This window comes from Psychrobacter sp. I-STPA10, assembly GCF_021012795.1.
In the GTDB taxonomy this organism is placed as follows: Bacteria; Pseudomonadota; Gammaproteobacteria; order Pseudomonadales; family Moraxellaceae; genus Psychrobacter.
Map to the genome: position 1 here is coordinate 25,446 of NZ_VFYU01000016.1, position 23,502 is coordinate 48,947.

Sequence of the window (23,502 nt, forward strand, 5' to 3'; positions counted from 1 at the left end):
ATAATCTTTTTCTCTCTCATCACTTATGATTGACTCATTTTATCTCAGATTTTATAACAAAATACGACGAGGATCTGCCAATAACGTTGCTAAATAACGCGTAAATACAGCCGCATCAGCACCATTGATAACTCGGTGATCATAAGATAGTGATAAGGGTAACATCAAACGTGGCTCAAAGCTTTGTTTTTGCTCATTCCAGCGTGGCTGTTTAGTGGCTTCAGATACCCCTAAAATACCTACCTGAGGCCAATTAACCAATGGCGTAAAGTAAGTACCACCCAAATTACCTTGAGATGAGATGGTAAAGCTAGCACCTTGCAAATCTTTTGTACCCAGCTTTTTATCACGCGCTTTGGCTGCCAACTCACCAATTTCAATCGCAAGCTGCTTAATACCTTTGCTTTGAGCATCTTTAATCACTGGTACAATCAGTCCATCATCAGTAGCAACTGCAATCCCCATATTCACCGTTTTACGAATAATTAACTGGGTATTATCATCACTTAAATGACTATTAAACTTCGGATGCTGCATCAGCGCATAAGCCGTGGCTTTGACAATAAATGCCAAAATGGTCAAACCAATACCTTGCTTTTTAAAGTCACCTTTAAGCTCACCACGTAGCTTTTCCGTCTCAGTAATATCAGACAAATCAAACTGTGTCACTTGTGGCAGATAAGTATTATAGTTTAGCTGTGGAATAGATACTTTTTGCAAGCGACTGAGATCTTGTGTTTCAAGCTCTCCCCAGATATCTGCTTTACTCATATCTGGTAGATTTGGCAGCCCGCTACCAACAGTAGCAGCAGATGCCGCTTGTGGTGCACTTGCCTTAGCTTTCATACTCTCTTTAACATACGCAAACACATCTTCTTTAATGATACGATCATTGACTGCTGAGCCAGAAACTTGAGTAATATCCACACCCAGTTGCCGTGCTAATTTACGCACCGCAGGGCCAGCATACACTTCTGTCAGTTTTTCATTCACTTGCGCTTCGCTAAGCTTAGACTGAGAAGATATAGAAGCAGCCTGTGATGGCTGTTTGCTGGCTGTATTGGCTGGTTTTGCAGAGTCAGTTTCTACTTTATCTTGATTTGCGGTTGGCTCTGCTGCTGTTTGTTGCTCAGCCTTATCCGTACCAATATTATCTGAGCTATCTGAACTTGCAGCACCACTGATAACAATAAAATCTTGACCGTTTTTAACTTGATCACCTGCTTGAATCAAGATTTTTTCTACTTTACCAGCAGCAGGTGCAGGGACTTCTACCGATGCCTTATCTGATTCAATCAACAAAATTGACTGATCCGCTTCTAACACATCTCCAACAGCAACCAGTACTTCTGCCACTTCTGCTTCATCAACACCAATATCAGGCAAAGCATAGGTCGTAGATTTAGCAGCCGTCTCTTGATTGATAGTATTCGCCGAGGTAGCAGACTCTTGTTGCTGCTCTTGTGATTGCTGTTTTTGTACAGACTCACTCTGTTCAATATTGGTATTGGCTGGCTCATCATTTACTTGTCCAGCACTGTGCTCTTGATTACTGGATTCTTCACTTTCATCAGCACTGATTTCGATCAATACTGAACCTTCACTCACTTGATCACCCACTGCTACCAAGATATTGGTCACCTTACCAGCAGCAGAGCTTGGTACTTCTACTGAGGCTTTGTCTGACTCTAGCAAGATAATATTGTCATCTTTAGCAATCACATCACCAACACTGACCATAATTTCGCTGACTTCAGCACTCTCTACACCCAGATCTGGGGCTTTGATTTGCATAATTATATTCCTTATTTTGTCTATCTATGATGTCTTTCATATCTTATTAACTATATTTAATGGCACTAAAAGCAATGGTGTGTGTTCCACATCACATTACGCACAATCACCATTGCCACAAGCTAACTCATTCAATTTTTATTATTCTTTGACATCATCATCATTTAACAAAGCAGCATCTGCTTGATCTTCACTGCGACCATCACTATCAATCTCATCATCCTCTTCTTCTACCAACTCTGGTACAGGATTTGGATTGACATTATCAGGGGCTGGTGCATCAGGGAAGTGATCATAATGTGGTTGTGGCTGCCATGCTGGTGGCTGATCAACATCAATACCAAAGCTAGAAATGGCATCTTTCACCAAGCGCATCTCTACCTCACCTTCATCAGCAAGCTGTTTAAGTGTCGCTACCACAATATGCGCAGCATCAACATTAAAGAAACTACGTAACTGCTTACGGCTATCAGAGCGACCAAATCCATCTGTACCTAAGGTGGTATAAGGACGACTGTCAGGTAACCAAGCACGAATCTGCTCAGAGTAATTGCGCATATAGTCAGTTGCTGCAACCACAATACCTTCATGCGGTGCTAACTGCTCAGTAACCCATGGTGTTTTTTCTTCTTCATTCATCGGATGCAAGCGGTTGTAGTCATCACATGCCATACCATCACGAGTGAGCTCATTAAAGCTGGTGACACTCCAAACATTGGCACTAATGTTAAACTCATCTTTGAGTATCTGGGCTGCTTTTTGTACTTCACGCAAGATGACACCTGAGCCTAACAACTGCACTTGGGTAGAACCATTGTCTTCAAGCAGATACATACCACGCTTGATGCCCTCTTCTACACCCTCTGGCATGGCAGGATGCTCATAATTTTCATTCATCAACGTAATATAGTAATAAACTCGCTCACCTTCACCATACATACGGCGCAAACCATCATGCATAATCACAGCCAATTCATAGCCAAAGCAAGGATCATAACTGACACAGTTTGGTACAGTTCCAAATAACAGATGTGAATGACCATCTTGATGCTGCAAGCCCTCACCATTTAGGGTCGTACGTCCTGCGGTTGCACCAAGCAAGAAGCCTTGAGCCTGACAATCACCTGCTGCCCAAGCCAAATCCCCAATACGTTGGAAGCCAAACATAGAATAGTAGATATATAATGGTATCATTGGCAACGCATTGACTGAATAGCTGGTCGCTAATGCGATCCATGCACTCATTGCTCCTGCTTCATTAATACCCTCTTCGAGCATATGTCCATCTTTGGCTTCTTTATACCCCATCAGTGCATCATTGTCTTCTGGCGTATACGTCTGCCCTGCGGCAGAATAAATACCTAACTGACGGAACATACCTTCCAAACCAAAAGTACGCGCTTCATCAGGCACAATCGGTACAACACGGTCTTGAATGTCTTTATTTTTTAGCATGGCTGCTAGCAGACGTACAAATACCATGGTAGTCGACTGCTCTTTGCCTTTACTACCTTGTAGTACTCTATCAAATATAGACAACTCAGGAATTTGTAGAGGAATATGACCACTACGACGGTTTGGCAAATGACCACCTAAAGACTCACGACGACCTTTAAGATATTTAATCTCCGCTGAATCTTCATCAGGACGATAAAATGGTAGTGTATCTAACTGCTCATCAGTAAATGGTAAATCAAAACGATCACGGAAATACACCAACCCTGCTCTATCTAATTTTTTGATTTGGTGGGCTTTGTTTACCGCTTGAGCTTGCTCAGATAGGCCATAACCTTTTACCGTCTTCGCCAAAATAACCGTAGGCTGACCCTTCGTTTTCATCGCTTCACTAAAGGCAGCATATACCTTAACAGGATCATGACCTCCACGATTTAGACGTCTGATATCTTCATCTGTCAGACTATCGCCCACCTCTTTAAGCTCAGGATATTTACCAAAGAACTGCTCACGTACAAACTGTGGATCGCGAGCTTCATACAATTGATACTCACCATCTACCACTTCTTCCATACGCTGCTTAAGCGCACCACTATCATCATTAGCAAGTAAAGAATCCCAACGTCCACCCCAAATCACTTTAATCACACGCCAGCCTGCACCACGAAATACCGACTCTAGCTCTTGGATAATCTTACCATTACCACGTACAGGACCATCTAGACGCTGCAAATTACAGTTGATTACCCAGATTAAGTTTTCTAGCTTTTCACGCCCTGCCAATGAAATCGCACCCAAGCTTTCTGGCTCATCGGTTTCACCATCACCCAAGAATGCCCAAATTTTACGCCCTTCATCTTCTAGTAGACCACGATTAATCATATAGTTCTGCACATGTGCATGATATATCGACATAATCGGGCCCAGTCCCATAGAAACCGTTGGAAACTGCCAATAATCAGGCATTAAGTAAGGATGGGGATAACTAGATAAACCTTTACCACCCACTTCACGACGGAAGTTTTCTAACTGCTCCTCAGTCAAGCGACCTTCAAGATATGAGCGCGCATAAATACCAGGTGCTGAGTGACCTTGGTAGTAGATCATATCACCACCAAAGTGATCACTTGCGGCACGGAAAAAATGGTTAAACCCCGTCTCATACAAAGTAGCACTAGAGGCAAAAGTTGCCAAATGCCCACCCAAGTCATCCTCATTTTTATTAGCACGCATTACCATTGCCAAAGCGTTATAGCGTACCAACGCACGGATTTTTCGCTCCATGTGTAGATCACCAGGATAAGCAGGCTCATCTTCAGTAGGAATACTATTAACATAAGCAGTATCTAAACGGTTAAATGGCAATCCTTCTTGTACTGCCATGTTATACAGTGCTTTTAACAAGAACTGTGCCCGATCTTTATCTGCATGTTTAATAACAGATTCAAACGCATCTAGCCATTCTTGGGTCTCTGTATTATCGGAGTCCTTGTAATAATTCATCGTTGTTCCTTATTGTTCAAATAAAACATTTTAGACTCATATTGAGTCACTTTATTGAAAGTATGTATTAACAAGATAGGCATTGACCTAACAACCAATCCTAAGCCACCATAGTGGTAGATATATAGAGTTGTATTACCATTGTGCTATAAAATTAAGTCTGAGTAATGACTTTGCCCTTCTTTATTTACTTGGCATCCAAACAAACTAATTTTCAGTAGAAAATGTATCATTTATTTATATAACATCTACAAATCAAGTAACTTTGTTATGAGGTTATGAGGTTATGAGGTTATAAAATCACAAACCATCATGTATGAATGCATATCTTGCTACAGCAACCATCTATTATATGAGGTTATCAGAAATTTTGTTATCCATCATTAGAAATGAGAAACATTATACTATTTAGTAAATAAATAGTGAATATACAATAAAAATTCATTATTTTATTAATTATAAGATAAGGTTACTTAATTGTTGCTCACTGGTAAAAATAAGGTTTTACCATTCATATACTATTTAATACTGTCTATATACATTCTCCTTAATAATTATATAGAGCTCAGCTACAATAGAGTAATATTATATTATGAAAATACCCTCCATTTTTTGTCAATTGTAACTTCTTATCATAATCAATAAGTTACAAAGAAACGATATGTCCCTTTTGAATTGATAAGAAATTGATAGTAAATGATGTACTCTTTTTATTTCTTGAATCTTACCAATCAGAAATAAAGAGGATGAATGATATATATATTATATATAAGGACACACCTTATATTATTAATACTTAATAATAATTGTAGTTATTTTTCCTTATGGACCATGACTTCAATATTTATATTCATATATAATCATATTTTTTCATAATTATTTCGTAATTTCTTAAAGCTGGGAAAACCTGCATGAAACTGCCACATCGTCTACTATCGCTTCTTAAGCCCATCACCTCACAGCGTCATCAGAGCACAAAGAGGTTGGAATCTCATGATATGTATGATCTGGCAGGTATTCGCTTACCAATAGTCACACAAAAAAAATACATTCATACGACCATCATAATTGCAACAGGAACTCTTATAAGCACAGGAGCAATGGCAGCAGGAACAACTGCAGCCAGAGCTCCAATGTGTCCTACTGGATATGTAGCTGCTGACTTCAGCCCTTCTGACTATGAACAACTATCATCTGCAGGGCCTGGTGGGACTATTAATGTGAAAGGTATTAATGATGCTATTGCTGATTTAGGCCTACAGCTAAAAATAAACATGACCACTAATGGTGCACAACCACATTATATAAGGAGTTACACTTCAAATGGTCAAACTGGCTTTACAATAGTACAAAACCTAGGTAACAATAATGCAAGCAATACGGTTAACTTTGATTTTAATAAACCTGTTAACAAGCTTAGCTTCACACTCTCTGATATAGATTATAGGTCTACAAGTTGGCGAGACAAGATTACTGTCATCGGTAAAAATGGAAACACTCCTGTTCCATTACAATTTAGCAACTCTGGCAATAGCATGGCTACAAACAATGCCACTGGCACTGTTGAATCAGATGGTCCTGGGAACGGGGGAATTGAGTGTATAAACCCTAGTAATCCCTCCAATTTTTCAGGTGTAAATGACGATTTTACTCCAAAATGTGCAACAACAGTTACATTTGATAGTCCTATTACAAAATTTACATTAGATTATAGAAATACTGTTTTATTAGGTGTTTTGAGTCAAGATATTGAGCTACAATTTAATAAATTTTGTGTAGAAGAGAAAAAACTTGAAATTGAAAAAGATGATGGTATTGTAGAAGTTAGCAAAGATTCAATTACAGACTATGTCATTAAAGTTAAAAATCAAAGTAATGGTGACATTACAGGTGCTATCTTATCTGACCCATTCGTATCAGGACTTATAAAACAGTCAAATATCCAATGTGATAGCTCTATAACAAATAATGCCTGTATCACAGCCCCAACCATTACCCAGCTTGAAAATGGCTTCCCTTTACCAACATTGTCACAAGGGCAAACTTATGCCATTACTGTACCAACCAAAATAACAGCTAATTATGGTAGTGAAATCACAAATACTGCAACTGTAGATTATAATTCTAAAACAATCAGTGACACAGATACCAACACTGTTAAATCTCCTTTTGTACAGCCTAGCAATCCTACCACTACCACTGGTAGTTGTCCTGCAAACCATCAAATGTATTATATAGGCGAAAATGCACCATCTGGCTCTATTTCTATGGCATTGAGTTGGATTGATGGTGCTCTTAATAAAACCTTTGAGTTTACAGGCAGTAATGGTAATAAAGTAAAAATGACATTAGCATTTCCACTATTAATAGACAAATATGAGCGTACTAACATTGTACCTTTCTACCAACAAGGTGGTGATGAAACCACAAGAAATGCATTAACAATTGAACATACTTCTGTTGGCAAAGTAACCAATCATGAACTACAAGCAATCATTAACAAGCCGGTCTCCCAGCTTGGCTTTACCATTCAAGACCTTGACTCCACAGGTTACGGAAATGGTGGGCATACTCCTCCTCCACAATATATTGAGCAAGTAGATGTATCAGAAAGTCAAGGGAAACTAACACATAATCCTTCTTACCATACAATTAATGCAGCCCAAGATATTGTTACTGCAAAACCTTTGCTTAACTGTGACATCGAAGGGCAGAATACAGGCTGTCCTATTAGTGCGACATGGGGCTACAAACCTACTAACACACCTTTTAGTTTGAAGCATAATAATACTGAAGAAGACCGTGGTAAGATTTCTCATGTTATTGGCTATTCGGACTTTTACTTCTGTTTAGCACCACCAAAAATCATCATCAACAAAGTTTTAAATGGTAACCGTATTGCAACTGAGCAATTTAATATCAAAATTACAGATAACAATACCTTTTCTAAAGGATTTACCACAGAAGGTACCGATAATAGCATTGCTCCAGGAAAAAATACATCAGGCATTTTAGAATTAAAGCCTAATACAACTTATACAATTACGGAGTCTATTGTTAAGGGTGGTAATGATACTGACTATAACACAACCTATCAATGTAGCAATTTGGCCAAAGATAGCTCAGCGCAAATACCACAAAATGGCACAGGAAAATCTTTTTCTATTTCTCAACTGAGCTATGGTGATGAAATAGCATGTACCATTACTAATACACCCAAAGTTAAAAAGACCTATACTTTTTCAGGTATTGTCTTTAATGACAATGGTGGTATTGAAGTAGATGCGACTGCCTATAACAAATCACAAGCACAAGAGCTTAAACGTAATTCAGAATACTTTAATGGCATCTATAATGACTCTAGTGAAAAAGGTATCTTTGCAACAGGACTAACTGCCAAACTAACAAATTGTCAAGGTCAAGATATCCCAAATCAGACCCTAAATTTTGTAGAGAATGGTACCGATAAAGGTAAATACACAATTTCTGTACCTGCAGCACAAGTAGAAACTCACAGTCAAGTTTGTATCAAGCAGATTGAGCCACAGTCATGGCAGGACTCTACTTATGGTGCTAATGTTTTCCCTGTTGATACAACTAAAAATGAAATAGAGGTAGCTATTGTTAGTGGTCAATATAACTATCCAAATAACAACTTTGGTGAAGTAAGACAAAATAACTCAGCATTGGTATTGATCAAACGCCAGCATTTTCATAACTGTTCAGCAAAAAATTTAACAGCAGTCCCAGTCAACGACAGCGCAGACCCTAAAGATGCGTTCAGCCAAAACCCAATTGTAGGTAAAGACAATATAGGTGCTAATCAATGTATTGCCTATCGAATAGAAGCCAGAAATCGGGCAAATGTAGGACTACAAAGTATTTCAATTACCGACTCATTACCTAAAAAAGGAGAAAACGACTCATCTGGTACTTTAGTGTTAACAACACCTGCACCTACCAGTGACAGTGGAATTACCTTTGCCAGTAATTCTGTGACAGATAATCACAATGGCAATATTATTACCAATTCTTTTGATTTACCACTAAGTACAAAAGAGAAATCTATTTTCTTTAATACTAAATTTCAAGTTGGACAATAACCCCTCTATTAATAGAACAGCTTTATTTTAGTAGAAATTGACCTTTTGCATTCATTCCTAACAGCTATTAGCCTGTTAGAATGAATGCTCAACAGTCCTCTTTATCAATTAAAACTTATGCAATAAAGTGATAAAGGGTCATGCTGTTACCATATAAAAATAGCCACATAAAAATAGAAGTATTATAATTTCCCTACTACAATCAGTCCTAACCATAACCAACATCATCTAATCAACACTTTTTATTCTTAAAACTGTATTTCATCCTTTGTTATCTTCTATTCATCGAAAGCCACTATCAAGTATAACTTTAATAGATGTATAATCCTATTAAGTTTAGGCTTGTGCCTAAAGTGTTTTAATATAAATAGGATAAGTAATTGATAAATAGAAGCAGCAAATCACTTCATACAACTACCAAGTGACTATGAAAATACAGATAATTGCTCAATCTACTTTGTCATTATCCAAGGAGAAAACGTTGAAACTATCTCGCCTTACTAAGATTGTACTGCTCTCAGCAGCAACATTGATGTCTACAACCATGCCATCTTTTGCTGATGATGCACTACAACTACAACTAGAAGTTAACAAAATAGTCAAGACGGCAGATGGCAGAACTCAGTATGTACCTGCCAGTGATGCTAATACTGGTACAGTGATACAGTATAAAGCCAACTATAGTAACGTCAGTGACCAAGAAATCAATGATGTACTCATTATTGTACCTATCCCAGAAAATATGACATTTACTGGAGCTGCCCATCCTGCCAGTGCTCAAGCCACAACAGATGGTAAAAATTATGCAGACATGCCTCTTATGCGTCGTGTCAATGGAAAATTAGTCAAAATCCCTTATTCAGAATACAAGTCATTGCGTTGGAACATTAAAATGCTTCCAGCACATAAATCCGCCGCTGTTAGCCTAGATGGTATTATAAAATAGCATCGATAACTAACTATTTATTTTTAATCTAACCAACCCTCTACCCTTAAAGTCTTAGGAGACTTACATGAAAACAAATAATTTTAAACATTCAGTACTAGCAGTGGGTGTTGTTGCTGCCCTTGGTATGACAGGAACTGCTTTTGCTGCTGGCTCTGGTGGTAGTACTGGTGTTACCTCACCAGTAAGTACTAGTACATTTGCAATTACCAACAAAGCAACTGCCACTTATAACGTTGGAACTCAAACACAACCAAAAGTAACCTCAAATACGGTTACTGTTAATGTCAGCAAACAAATACAGTTTAATTTGGCACAAGACAACAAGGGTACAGTCACTCCTGATGGTAAAGTAGTCTTTACCCATACCTTAACCAACAAAGGTAATACTGATGATGAGTATACCATTGATGTTGCAAATGTTACTGGTGACAAATTTGATTACTCAAAATTTGTAATCGAAGTTACCACACCTACAGGCACAACAACCATAAACAATGGTGACAAAATTACTCTACAGCCAGGCGATGCTAATAAAGCTACTATTAAAATCACTGCCACTGCGGCTAATAACAACATTCCTGATGAAGCAGGTAAGTTAACCATCTCTGCTACCAGTGATCTATATCCTGCTGGCACTGATAAAACATTGACCAATACTGATACAGCCACTACCACTACACCTGTATTTGCCATCACCAAATCAGTAAGCACTACCTCAGTACAAAAAGGTGATACATTTAAATATACCATCGCTGTTAAAAACACAGGTAATATGGATGCCACTGATACTACCATTAGCGATACTCTACCTACTGGATTAGAATTCACTAGTCCTACCAATGTAATAGTAAAACGTGGTACTACAGACATTACCAATACTGTTACCATTAGTACTGCCAGTAACACATTAAAGATTTCTGGTGTGAATATTGCACAAGCAACAGGTTCAAGCACAGCAGAAGACATCACTGTTGAATTTAAAGTATTAGTACCAACCACTGCGACCGAAACAAAATTTGATAACAAAGCAAGTGTGATTGATACCACAACTACACCTGGTAAAACCATTAAAGATACAACTGATACTGGTGATAAAAATGTACCAAGTAAAGATGGAAACGATGATGATGATAGCAACCCATCAACTGTTCATGTAGTAAATAGCAGTGTCACATTCGTAAATAGCACAGAAGTCACCCTACCCATTACTGGTGAAACTGTATTTGAACATATACTTACCAACAATGGTACAGCCACCATTGCTACTAACGAACTAACTTTGACAAAAACTTCCACCTTAGATAACGCTAATATTACACAAGAGTTTTATATTGATACAAATGGTAACGGAACATTTGACTCAAGTACTGATGCTGCCTATACACCAGGTACTCCTCTACCTGTTTCGTTAGCACCAAAGGCTAGTGTTAAAATCTTTGTAAAAAATATTGCAACAGACGCAGTAGCGGGTACAGATAATACAGCCGTTAAACGTGAAGAATACAAATTAGCTATTGAACGTACCAGTTCAACTGGTGCAAGCGTTACTTTACCACCTGCAATTACAGATATAGTTAATATTGCTGGTTTAGGGTTGAAAAAAGAGCAAGCTGTTGCAGCATGTAGTAGTACACCAAGTAGCACCGCATACACACTGAATGCTATCAATGATGCAAAACCAGGTCAGTGTATCTTCTATAAGATTACTGCCATCAACCATTTACCAACCACCAATCCAACCAATCTACAAAACTTCACCGATGTAGCTGTGTCGGATACCATTGCTAATCTTGGTACAGGTACTGGTAAAGTGACTTATAATGCAGATTTAAATGGTAATGGTATGACTACCAGTTATAGTTCACCTACTGTCTCTGGTAATGCTGCTACTCTTACTGCTGGTAGCGCAGCGAGCTTGACCTTTAGTGTCACTATCAATAAATAATGATATTTAGTAAATAATTACTTTATTTACTGATTATTTTTAGATGAAACCTATTTTTACGTTAAGTTTTGTCGCAATACATATTGCGACAAAACCTTTATTTCATTTGATTGGATAAGCAATATTATGACTGCTCCTCATACAGATCTCACACGTCATCTGTCTCATGCACTCTCAACTGAGTCACATGCGGTCAATGTTCACAAGCACCTTACCACAAATCATGGCAAGGCAAAAATTTGTAGCGGCTTAACCACCATCGCTGCCTCAATTTTGCTTATGCAATCAAATACAAGTTATGCAGCACCAGCTCAAGATAGTAGTGCAAAGACACATGCCATCAATAATATTGCTTCCTCAGTATATAATGTTGAAAATGGGGCAGAAATACTTGCTACGCAATCAAACCAAGTTTCAGTCCATACCACTATCTTACCTAAATATGGTGTCTCACTAACCCAACCTGCATTAAAAATTATTGCTGCAGGCTCTGAGGTTCAATGGATTAATACCCTTACCAACACAGGCAATATTGACGAAACCATACGTCTAAGTTTTGGGGTTCCAAATACCTTATCTAATTTTGTTGTTTATCAAGACATCAATAAAAATGGCTTAATTGATGCCAGTGACCCTCAAGTCTTTGATAAAATTCAGATTGGTCAAAATGAAAGCATAGATCTAATTGTCAAAGCATTAACAGACAAAAATCTTAAAAACAATGACACTGCTAGTATCAAGGTTGGTGCGGTTGTTATTGAAGATGAGTCTATTACTGCTCATGCCACTGACAAGTTAAGGGTCATTGCACCTTCTATTGAGTTTACTGATAAATCTTTCAATAAAATAGAAACGCAAGACCAAATTGGTAATGATGTTTATGTACAAACCAGTTATGCTCAATGTAACATAAACAGCAATGCACCTGATCAAGCCCTGGTCACTATTACATCCTCCAAAACTAAAGATACTTATACGTTAAAGGCAACTGAAACTGGTAATAATACAGGCATCTTTCGTCTGTCTGCACCAACTGAGCTTAATGCCAACGCTATTAATGACAACATCATCCAAACACTAGATGGCGACATGCTAAAAGCCAGTCTAGATGCCTGCATTTCACCTTCTGGCAACCCTGTAAAGATTACGCAAAATATTTTTACCCAAATACAGATGATGGATCCAAAATCCAATCTACAAGTTGTCAAAACAGCCGATGTCAAAGCAGCAGAACTAGGTGATTATGTCAACTACAGTATTAATATCACCAACACTGGTAAAAATAACGCAACTGTTTATGATATCAACCTAAAAGATGCCTTACCACGTGGGTTCACCTATGTTGAAGGTAGTGCTCGTGTTGATGGTAAACCTGTCGCTGACTTCTCCTCTAAAGGTAAGTATAAAGTATTAGGATTAGGTACATTAACTCAGGGTCAAAATAAGACGGTCACCTACCAAGCATTAGTAGGCGCAACTGCTCTAGCTGGCGATGGTATTAATACTGCTTTTGTGACAGGTAATGATACTTCAGGAAAAACCATTACTTCTCGTCCATCCAAATGGAAAGTGGATGTCAGTCGCAACGCAATTAACGAAAAAGGTATCATTGTTGGTAAAGTTTATAATGATATTAACCGAGATGGCATCCAACAAAAGCAAGATGGTGAGTTGGGGGTCGCGGGTGTACGTCTATATATGGAAAACGGTAACTTTGTCGTTACTGATGCCGAAGGTAAATATGATTTTTACGGCATCGATGCAAAGACACACGTACTAAAAATTGACCGTACCACCCTACCCGCTAATGTTGAATTAATTGAACAATCTAATCGCAATACTGGCGATCCTAGTAGCGTATTTGTTGATGTAAAATATGGCGAATTACATCGTGCAGATTTCGCTATTGTTGATGGTATGGATGATACCTCAGAACATTTAAAAGATATCTTGATTGAACGCAGCAAATCAACTGGCGATAATAATGATGCCCTCGAAAAAACAGTGCGTAACCAACTGGATATCGAACCTCGTGCCATCACTATTGACAATAGAACTTTTAAAGAAGCCAGTGGTTGTAAGCAAAATAACTCTTTGGATCAGCGTTTAAGCTGTGATAATGCGATTGTAGATACAGAGCAAGATTTACAAAGTATCGAAGTGATGCCTCTCAACCTTGTGACTGCGCCTAAGCCTGTCCTGTTAGAAGAGTATCTAAAAAAAGTATCTAATAATAATGTCAACTTTATTAATTTATCTGACCAACAACAACTGATCGATAAAATTCAGTTGATTCAGATACAAGCACCACTAGATACAAAATTTACATTATATGCAAATGGACAACCTGTCTCGGCTGAAAAAATTGGTAAAACGGCAGAGCAAAAAAAGCAATCGGTGGCTGCTTATGATTATTACGCAGTTAAGCTAGAAGCTGGCAAAAATATTCTAAAAGGGGTTGCTACTAATACTGATGGTGAAGTTATTTCAGAGCAAAGCATCACAGTATTTGCACCAGATACCTTACAAAATATAGAGGCTCACCAGCAAGATAAACTGGTTAGTGCTGATGGTAATAGTATCTATCAAGTCGTTATCCGTCTAAAAGATAAAAATGGTCGTCCATATCCTAGTGATACACTGGTGACGCTTGATACTAATATCGGTCAAGTAAACTTAAAAGATACTTCAACAGATGTACCTGGCACGCAAGTTATAGTAACAGGTGGAGAGTTACTTGTTCCTATCAAAGCACCAACAACCGCTGGTGATGGTGTATTAACTGTTACCGCAAATAATATTAAACAAACCATTCCGTTACAGTTTACTCCCCATCTACGTCCGCTTATAGCCGTGGGTATAATTGATGGCTCTATTTCTTTAAAAGGCTTTGATAGTAGCAAAGTATCCTCTGCCGAAGGTTTATTTGAACAAGAGTTAGAAGAGTTTTCTGGTAATAATGATTACTCTACTAATGGTCGTGCTGCCATGTTCTTAAAGGGTAAGGTACGTGGGGATTACCTACTGACCCTATCTTATGACAGTGATAAAGGTAACGAACGCTTATTTCGTGATATTGAGCCCAGTGAATACTACCCTGTCTATGGGGATGCCTCAGCAAAAGGCTTTGACGCTCAGTCTAGTAGCAAACTATATGTACGCCTTGATAAAGGACGTTCATATGCCATGTATGGTGACATCAAAACCCAAGTGGATAATGATGAAGGTCTAAAACTTGGACAATACAATCGCACCTTAACTGGATTTAAAGCTCAATACGAAGATGACAATACACGCATTGTTGGTTTTGCTGCCGAAACGAATACAACGCAGCGTGTTATGGAAACCCAGGGACTTGGTATATCTGGTCCCTACCCTCTTGCTGTCAACTTTAATAATGTATTAGAAAACTCAGAGATTGTAGAAGTTATCACCAGAGATGCTGATAACCCTGGTGTTGTGATTTCTAAAAAACAACTCACTCGTTTTGCTGATTATGAGATAGACCCCATCAGTCGTAGTATTTATCTTAAAAACCCCATTGCCAGCCAAGACTTTGATGGCAACCCCATCTATCTACAAGTGACTGTTGAAACAGATGATGGTGGTGAAAAATATTGGGTAGGTGGTATCGCTGGTAAGCAACAAATTAATGATGCTGTATCAGTCGGTGCAAGCTATGTCAAAAGTGATAATCCTCTTAATGAAGAGACATTAGCCAGTGTTAATAGTGTTATACAAATCAATAAAAATTTAAAATTTGTTGCTGAGTATGCCAAAAATAAATCTGAAAATTCAGGTTTGCAAAAAAATACCACACAAACCCATGCTATAAAAAATCAAAAAGTTGAAGGCGATGCCATGCGCCTTGAATTAACTTATGATGATAAAAAGCGTACACGTGCAAAAGCTTATTATAATAAAGCAGATACTGGCTTTGTTAGCCAATCCTCACCTATTACAGCAGGGCGTACTGAATCTGGCATTGATATCGACTATAAATTAGATAGCAAACGTAAGACAACTGCTAAGCTCGAGGGCATACGCTCTGAAGATAATAATACAGATACCATACAACAAGGCGTCAAAGCGTCTATCGAACGTCAACTAACTGACAATATTACAGCAGAAATTGGTGCTCGTTATTATAAACAAAATAATACAGCTCAAACACTACAGACCCAGAGTGCACCTGAAGTGGTCAGCCTAACTAATAATACTGTATTTAATGATAATATCATCAATCAGTCAGCATTAAACAATACTAACAGCAATGCAAAAGATGTAGAAGGTACTACGTTACTTGCTAAAGTGACTGTCGATCTACCTAAATTAAATCGCTCAAAGATTTTTGCAGAATACGAACAAGATATTAATAATAGCTCACGTAATGCAACGTCGATAGGTGCTGAGACAGCATTGGGTAATATGGGGCGTTTTTATGCCCGCCATGATCTTATTAATAGCTTGTCAGGCAACTATGGGCTTGATGATACAAGTGAGCGTAACCGTACAGTTATTGGCTTTGATGCTAACTATATGAAAGATGGTAAGGTCTATAGTGAATACCGCACCCGTAATTCTATCAGTGCACGTGAAGCAGAAGCTGCCATCGGTCTTAAAAACAAGTGGTATATACAAGAAGGACTGACTGTTAATACCTTGATTGAAAGAATAGAGTCACTAGAAGGTAAAAAAGATAAAACCTCTACTGCTGCTAGTGTTGGTGTTGAATACTTAGCCAATAAAAACTATAAAGCATCTGGACGCTTAGAGAAACGCTGGGGAGAAAAAAGTGATACGCTACTAGCAAGCGCTGGCGTTGCCTATCGTTACGACGACAATATTACTTTATTGGCAAAAGATATTTATTCAAATGTCGATTATACCAATGGTCATCGTATGATGAATCGCTTCCAATTAGGTGCTGCTTATCGTGACTATGATAGCAATCAACTAGATATGCTTGCCAAAGTAGAATATCGTACAGATGATAATCAAACAGGTACTGCTCCTTACCAAAAAGATGCCACAATTTGGTCTTGGCATGGCAACTATCATCCTACCCGTCCTTTAACTATATCTGGACACTATGCGGGTAAACATACACAATATAAAACGAATAACAGTGATAATAGCAATACAGCACATACTGCTTATATCCGTGGATTATATGACATCAATGAAAAATGGGATGCAGGTTTACAAGCAGGTACTTATTGGAATGATCAAGCAGATGATGTTGCTTATATGCTAGGAGCAGAAGTTGGCTACAGTCCAATGACTAATCTTTGGTTATCGCTAGGCTATAACTTTGCTGGCTATAATGATGATGACATCGCCTATGAAGACACCACCGCCCAAGGTGCTTATTTCCGTATGCGCTTTAAGTTTGATGAAAATCTATTTAAACGCAATGATGCGAAAGTCAATAAACGCTTACTTCCTGAATAAGCTTACTTATAAAATTGCTAGGAATTATACGCATGAACCAGTCAACGTCAGCTTTTTCTCGAATAGCTTTTTTAGCTTTATTTTGTGCGCAAATGTCTATGGTAACATCCATCGTTCATGCAAACGATGGCAGCACAACCGAATCTCATGTTAATAATATTTCAATAACTCATGCATCAACCAAAAATAGTCGCTTAAATCAAGTTGAATCTTACTATCATCCTCAAACTTACTGTACAAATAAAATTGAATCATTAACCAAACATCCTGAGCATGAAAGCATACTACGTCATGATATCGACTGTATGATGACTGCTCTTAAGCCTTATCAGCAAATGGATACAACAATACATCCAAACACCCCTTATTTTGCTTATAAGGCACAAGCGTGGTTATCTTATGCTTATAGTGAAGATAGCGAAAAAAGTTTAACAAATGCAGGTGCTTATGCTCTTAATGAAGGGCTTGCTATCTTAAAATTATTAAAAGAAAATAAAACAGATCAACTGATGTTGACCACTAATATACCACCCACCTCTGCAATCATGCGTCCAGATTTATGGTCTACCTTAATGGCACTCAAAGAAAATGGTGCTATAACGATTGCACCTCGTGAGCTTGCTTATGGTGAAGTACAACTAATATGGGCAGCCGCAGAATATTGTGAGTTTGGTTGGCGTCATTCTAATGAGCATTTTCGTGCAGCGCAAAGATGGATAAATGTAGCACAAGAAAAGTTTATCAATAGCCGCACAGAAAGTGACGTTCTGCAATTTCAACGTGATAATAAAGATCTCTTCCCAATATTTAATAAACTTGATACTGGTGACAACCAATGTAGACAGAATCAAATAACTTCTATTACAATACGAACGCATTGATTCCGTCAATCGACTACTTAAGAGGTAAACTCTCTGGTAAATAACTATGTAGATAGCCCAAAGACGCAGTCATGGCTTCTTGCAAATAATCTGATGTTATTTGACCATGTTGACGATATGAAAGTGTAAAGATGCTATCAATAATACTAAAAGTGACTAAAAGTTGCACCTGAATATCATTATATTTTGGCATCTGATAATGATCTGCCATATGCTGATAAATTAACTTTACAATCTTATTATTCACTTGCTCACCAAATCGTTCTTCTTCTAAGTCAGGTGTATTGGTATCATAGATTAATTTTGCTTTACTTGGATCTGCCTGAACCTCATCAACAATAGATTCCATCAAGGCAGTCACATAGTCTTGCCAATGCTTAAACTGATTGATATCAACTTTTTCCATCGCTTCAATCAACTCAATTGCATTCAAAAACTTCAACGCCAAAAACACAGCATCAATATTAGGAAAAAAATGATAAGCAGAGGCACGTGGAATACCTGCTTCCTCACAAACTTGTGCTAACGTAATGTCTTTAATGGGCTTGATTATACTAAGCTTTTTAGCACTCATTATCAATTTTTGCCGACGTATACGCCCTTGTTGACTGGTAAATTTAAACTTATTAGGGACTAACTGTCGAGCAAGTTCTGAGTTATCTAGTACCTCTTCAATGATATCATCACGATTTTCAGCCATAGTTACTCTCTATTTATCTGTGTGTAATCTATAAAAAACTACCTATCCACGTTGCTGATTTTTTGGCTTCAAACAAAGTGGATGTCATCATACTAACATCAATATATGATGACACATAAATTAATAAGTATAAATAAATGAATCTATATATTATTTATTAATAAATATAAGTAGCCTGTCTTAATCAAAATAAAATAAAAACAATAAGATACATATTTTTTTCAAAAACATATTTGACTAAACACCTATAAAATATTGTCTTATTTTTGTATCCTACTTTATATAATAACTATTTATGTCTTTTAGCTCACCTCGTCCCATACTTTGCGTAGGCGTTTTTGTGAAACGGCTTGACGGGTTTTCATCGGTTGCGCAAATAGCTGAATGCGGAACTCTTCGACCAGCCAACGATAGTCGCTGATTTTGTCGTCATCGGCTCGCCCTGCCAGCCGCTCCATGTGCACGTCAAGCTCATAAACGGCATCAAGGTCGCCATCAAGATTGTGCTCTAGGCGTTCGAGGCGGATTTGCAAGGCTTCTAGATAGCGAGGATACTGCTGCCAATGCTCATAATCCATGCGATATACAAAGTCAGACAGATGTAAGTCTTCGAGTTGATCTTCGATGTCGTCGATGGATTCGCCAAAGATTTCGGTATCCAGCATCAGTAGAGTTTGGCGGATACGTTGCCAACGGGTATAAACGTCTTTAAGCTGTTTAAGCACCTGTTGCCCGACTAATAAAAATTGACTGAGCACTGCTTGGGCGGTTTGCTGATATTCTGCTTGGCTAAAGGGCAGTTGCTCAGCTAAGGTGACGGCATGGCTATCGGCATTTTCGGGCAGCTCTTCACTGTGGTCAAAAGCGATGTAATGGGTATCAAGCACCGCATCTAAGGTAGCATCAACCAAAATGGTTTTGAGTTTTTCCATGTCACCCAATGGCGCAAAGGCAAGTTTGAATGCTTTGTCAATCTGTGAGGTGAGCTGCTTTTGTTTTGCCCCCAGTTGTCCCTTGATAAGAGTGAGTACACCGTGACGATGTGCTTTTAGGGCAGCGTTGATGTCGGTATATTGGTGGATAGAAACTGCTTCGCCCTTGTCATCAGCGACTAAGGCAGAAAACTGCTTCATCACCACGCCTGCGCTGTGGCGGTTTTTGCTAAAGCGAAAATAATCAGGGAAGTCGGTATGCAGCCCTTGTGATTCGCCTTTGCTGCTATCAAGGGCTTGGCTGGTTTCGCTGGCGTGGCGCAGTTGCAAGGTGACTAAATCACGCCCTTTTTCAATCAGGCGATTTTTGTCATCGACCACACAAATTTGTGGTTGTAGGTAGCGGTCAATGCGGCTGGGGTCAAAGTCTTCGGGGGTGACACCTGTGATGCCCCGACGCTGCAACGCTTGGCAAAGCTGTTTTAGCAGACCTTGCTGATGCTCACGCTCTAACTCATCAAAGAGACTGTCAGCAGTATCAGGAATAGGAACGATACGGCGGCGGATTTCTTTGGGTAGGCTTTTGAGCAGTTGTAACACCAGCTCATACCGCCAACCTGCAATGCCCCACAGTAGCTCAACGGCATCAAGCTGTGGCAATGCTGCCAATGGCACCCGAATACTCACCCCATCATCATCACTGGCAGGGTCAAACACGTATGACAAAGGCAGCTTTAAGTCACCCAGTTGCCAAATTTCGGGAAAGTCACCTGTGGTTGGGGCAGTTTCTTTTAATACGTCCTCATCGGTAAAGAACAGATAGTGACTGTCTGTTTTTTCCACTTCGGCTCGCCAGTCTTCAAAGGCTTTGCGACTGGCAATGTGCTCAGGAATTTTACTTTCATAAAACTGGTATAACGCTTCTTCATCGACCAGCAAATCACGACGACGTAGTTTGTCCTCGATACGCTCTACGTCGGCAATTTTATTGAGATTATGCTGTAAAAATGGCGCATCTCGACCCAATTGCCCTGTCACCAAACCATCACGAATAAAGATTTCTCTCGCTTCACTCAAGTTGACTTGTTCGTAGTTGGTGAGCTGCTTGGCGATGACAATCAGACCAAACAGGCTGATTTGAGCATAAGCCCGCACCCGCCCTGTTTTCTTTGACCAATGCGGCTCAAAATAATGATATTTGAGTAAATCACCTGCCGCTGAGATGACCCACTCAGGCTCAATTTTGGCAACGGTACGCATAAACACTTGCGAGGTTTCGACAATTTCAAACGCCATCACCCACGCTGGTACTTGCTTAAACACGGTACTGGCAGGGAAGATTTTGGCTTTTTGTTGACGCGCGGCTAAATATTCACCACGCGCGTCTGTTTTATGCGCAATAACGGATAACAGTCCTGTTAATAATGCCCGATGTAAGTTGGCATATTTTACCGCTTTGAGCTGCTCGTCGTTGCTGTCTAACACTTCAGTCATGGTTTGGGCGGATTCACTAGACTTTGTTTTCTTAGACACTTGCTCTGTTTTTAAATCACCCAATTTTAGCTCTGTAACCATCTGCTCAAGCTGACGCTCGGTTTTTTGCCACTCACGTAAGCGAGGAAAGCTTAGATAATGCTTTTTGGCAAATTGTTTGCGTTGATTGCTCGATAGCTTGCCATCATTGTTATTACCACCATTACCAAAAACGGCTTGCCATAGGCTTAGATAAAACAGAAAGTCTGAATCTGGTTGGCGAAACAACGCATGTTTTTGGTCGGCTTGCGCTCGCTTGGCAGCAGGACGCTCTCGGGGGTCTTGCACTGCCAATGCGGCAACGATAATCAGCATCTCTGGTAGACAATCAAAATCACTGCCTGCAATCAACATTCTGGCAAGGCGTGGGTCAATGGGCATACGTGCCATTTTCTGACCGATACGCGTCAGCTTGACTTCATTGAGGGATTGTTGATGAATGGGGCGTTGATTGTCTTTATGTTTAGATGGGTTTTTATGCGTCAATGCGCCAAGCTCATCTAATAACTTGCGACCATCTTTAATCAAACGGCTGTCGGGTGGCTCAATAAAATCAAAGTCTTCGACACTGCCTAGACGCAAACTTGCCATTTGCAAAATGACCGAAGCAAGGTTGGTACGCAGGATTTCAGGCTCGGTAAATTCAGGGCGGCTGTTAAAGTCCTCTTCGCTATATAAACGAATACACATGCCCGCCGCCACTCGCCCACAGCGACCTTTACGCTGATTTGCCGCCGCTTGGCTAATCGCTTCAATCGGAAGACGTTGCACTCGTGAGCGATACGAATAACGTGAAATACGCGCAAAACCCAAGTCAATCACATAGCGAATACCGGGGACGGTTAATGCGGTTTCAGCGACGTTGGTGGCGATAACGATGCGACGCCCTCGACCTGAGGGCTGAAAGATGCGCTGCTGCTCGGCATAGGTTTGACGGGCAAATAACGGCAACACTTCGGTATGGCGTGGACCATGATTGACCAACACTTCTTGTAAATCCCGAATTTCTGCTTCGGTAGCAGCAAAAATCAAAATATCGGCTTGGTCAGGGTGTCCTTTTTGCTTGGCATCATCAAAACATTCTTCTACCGCTGCCACTACAGCACGAGGCAAATTGTCTTCAAAATCATCATAGGCATCATCATCTGAGCTAAATACTGGCTCATCAGTCAATGGACGATAACGTACTTCCACAGGAAAGCTACGCCCTTCGACGTTAATCACAGGGGCAGGTAAAAGACGTTTTTTTGCCTTATCATATTGGGCAAAATACTCACTAAAACGCTGCGTATCTAAGGTCGCTGAGGTGATGATTACTTTTAAATCTGGGCGTTTGGGTAATAACTGCTTAAGATAGCCCATAATGAAATCAATATTCAGACTGCGCTCGTGCGCTTCATCAATAATGATGGTGTCATAACGGGTCAAAAAGCGGTCATGCCCCAATTCAGCAAGCAAAATACCATCGGTCATCAGCTTAACAATAGAGTCTGCACTGCCTTGCTCATTAAAGCGAATTTTAAAGCTAACCGTTTCGCCCAAAGGCTCACCCAACTCTTCGGCAATGCGATTGGCAACACTGCGAGCCGCCAGCCTGCGTGGCTGCGTATGTCCTATCTGCCCTGTCACTCCACGTCCTGCCATCATTGCCAGTTTGGGTAATTGTGTGGTTTTACCCGAGCCTGTTTCCCCTGCGACAATAATCACTTGATTATCAATAATCGCCTGCACCAAGTCTTCGGCACGTTGGCTGACAGGCAAGTCATGATTGAGTCTTTGCGGTAGGTTGTCGGGCAGGCTATCAATACGTGCTTGCACCGCTTTTTGTGAGCGGGCTTTTATTTTTTCAAACTTAGTTTGCAGCTCGTTTTGCAGATTTGCTTGTTTTTTGGCGTCTGATTTAGTAGGGTTTTTTCTATTTAGCTGACGCTGAAGACGGCTAAGATAATGGCGGTCTTTGGCTAAAACGGGCAGGTCATCGTATTGTTTGGTTGTTTGCATATCGCATATATCGTTACTGGCAGGGATAGCGGTATCAGGTGTTGCGGTTTGCTTGGAAGTATCAGAATTATCAGTCATTGGCTTAGGCTATTTTGGCTAAAGTTTGCGGTTGCTTTATATTTGTCTTGATATGTTTGTCTTGAATTGACTATATATGCGGATTATCGGTGCTATAATCAAGGGGATAGCTGCCCTACTGTACATAATAGCTATAACAGTACATAACAGTCATTACACAACAGCCATTGAGCC

9 protein-coding genes are annotated in these 23,502 nt (G+C 39.5%); 5 read left to right on the plus strand and 4 right to left on the minus strand.

All coding sequences use genetic code 11. From position 1 onward, the window contains the following. Positions 1-51: 51 nt before the first annotated feature. Positions 52-1,794: a 2-oxo acid dehydrogenase subunit E2 gene (locus FHK89_RS07950; protein WP_230658872.1), complete on the minus strand. Its 1,743-nt coding sequence runs from the start codon at positions 1,792-1,794 to the stop codon at positions 52-54. A gap of 141 nt (positions 1,795-1,935) precedes the next feature. Then, complete coding sequence (aceE, locus tag FHK89_RS07955; protein ID WP_230658874.1) at positions 1,936-4,752, minus strand: pyruvate dehydrogenase (acetyl-transferring), homodimeric type; 2,817 nt, start codon at positions 4,750-4,752, stop codon at positions 1,936-1,938. A gap of 998 nt (positions 4,753-5,750) precedes the next feature. On the opposite strand from aceE, the gene FHK89_RS07960 reads away from it, so the two are divergent. The 5 genes from FHK89_RS07960 (at position 5,751) to FHK89_RS07980 (ending at position 18,084) form a co-directional block, all read left to right on the plus strand. After that, positions 5,751-8,855: a DUF11 domain-containing protein gene (locus FHK89_RS07960; protein ID WP_230658876.1), complete on the plus strand. Its 3,105-nt coding sequence runs from the start codon at positions 5,751-5,753 to the stop codon at positions 8,853-8,855. A gap of 481 nt (positions 8,856-9,336) precedes the next feature. After that, positions 9,337-9,801, plus strand: coding sequence for a hypothetical protein (locus FHK89_RS07965; protein WP_230658879.1), 465 nt, complete (start codon positions 9,337-9,339; stop codon positions 9,799-9,801). Between the two features lie 67 nt (positions 9,802-9,868). Further along, positions 9,869-11,749 (plus strand): isopeptide-forming domain-containing fimbrial protein, encoded by a 1,881-nt coding sequence (locus FHK89_RS07970; protein WP_230658881.1) that lies wholly within the window; start codon positions 9,869-9,871, stop codon positions 11,747-11,749. Between the two features lie 126 nt (positions 11,750-11,875). After that, positions 11,876-17,203 carry an SdrD B-like domain-containing protein gene (locus FHK89_RS07975; RefSeq protein WP_230658883.1) on the plus strand — a complete coding sequence of 1,776 codons (5,328 nt, stop codon included), beginning with the start codon at positions 11,876-11,878 and terminating at the stop codon, positions 17,201-17,203. A 32-nt stretch (positions 17,204-17,235) separates the two neighbouring features. Continuing rightward, positions 17,236-18,084, plus strand: a complete 849-nt coding sequence (locus tag FHK89_RS07980; protein WP_230658885.1) for a hypothetical protein — start codon at positions 17,236-17,238, stop codon at positions 18,082-18,084. A gap of 13 nt (positions 18,085-18,097) precedes the next feature. Here the strand turns inward: FHK89_RS07980 and FHK89_RS07985 are convergent, their stop codons facing one another. Next, positions 18,098-18,784, minus strand: coding sequence for a TetR/AcrR family transcriptional regulator (locus tag FHK89_RS07985; RefSeq protein WP_230658887.1), 687 nt, complete (start codon positions 18,782-18,784; stop codon positions 18,098-18,100). Between the two features lie 302 nt (positions 18,785-19,086). Continuing rightward, on the minus strand, positions 19,087-23,250 hold the full coding sequence (hrpA, locus tag FHK89_RS07990) for an ATP-dependent RNA helicase HrpA (RefSeq protein ID WP_230659038.1): 4,164 nt from the start codon (positions 23,248-23,250) through the stop codon (positions 19,087-19,089). Positions 23,251-23,502: the final 252 nt, after the last annotated feature.

Excerpts from the sequence above, each read along its gene's own strand:
- hrpA (WP_230659038.1), bottom strand. The coding sequence starts at position 23,250 with ATGCAAACAACCAAACAATACGATGACCTGCCCGTTTTAGCCAAAGAC.
- FHK89_RS07980 (WP_230658885.1), top strand. The coding sequence starts at position 17,236 with ATGAACCAGTCAACGTCAGCTTTTTCTCGAATAGCTTTTTTAGCTTTA.
- aceE (WP_230658874.1), bottom strand. The coding sequence starts at position 4,752 with ATGAATTATTACAAGGACTCCGATAATACAGAGACCCAAGAATGGCTA.
- FHK89_RS07950 (WP_230658872.1), bottom strand. The coding sequence starts at position 1,794 with ATGCAAATCAAAGCCCCAGATCTGGGTGTAGAGAGTGCTGAAGTCAGC.
- FHK89_RS07985 (WP_230658887.1), bottom strand. The coding sequence starts at position 18,784 with ATGGCTGAAAATCGTGATGATATCATTGAAGAGGTACTAGATAACTCA.
- FHK89_RS07975 (WP_230658883.1), top strand. The coding sequence starts at position 11,876 with ATGACTGCTCCTCATACAGATCTCACACGTCATCTGTCTCATGCACTC.
- FHK89_RS07970 (WP_230658881.1), top strand. The coding sequence starts at position 9,869 with ATGAAAACAAATAATTTTAAACATTCAGTACTAGCAGTGGGTGTTGTT.
- FHK89_RS07960 (WP_230658876.1), top strand. The coding sequence starts at position 5,751 with ATGTATGATCTGGCAGGTATTCGCTTACCAATAGTCACACAAAAAAAA.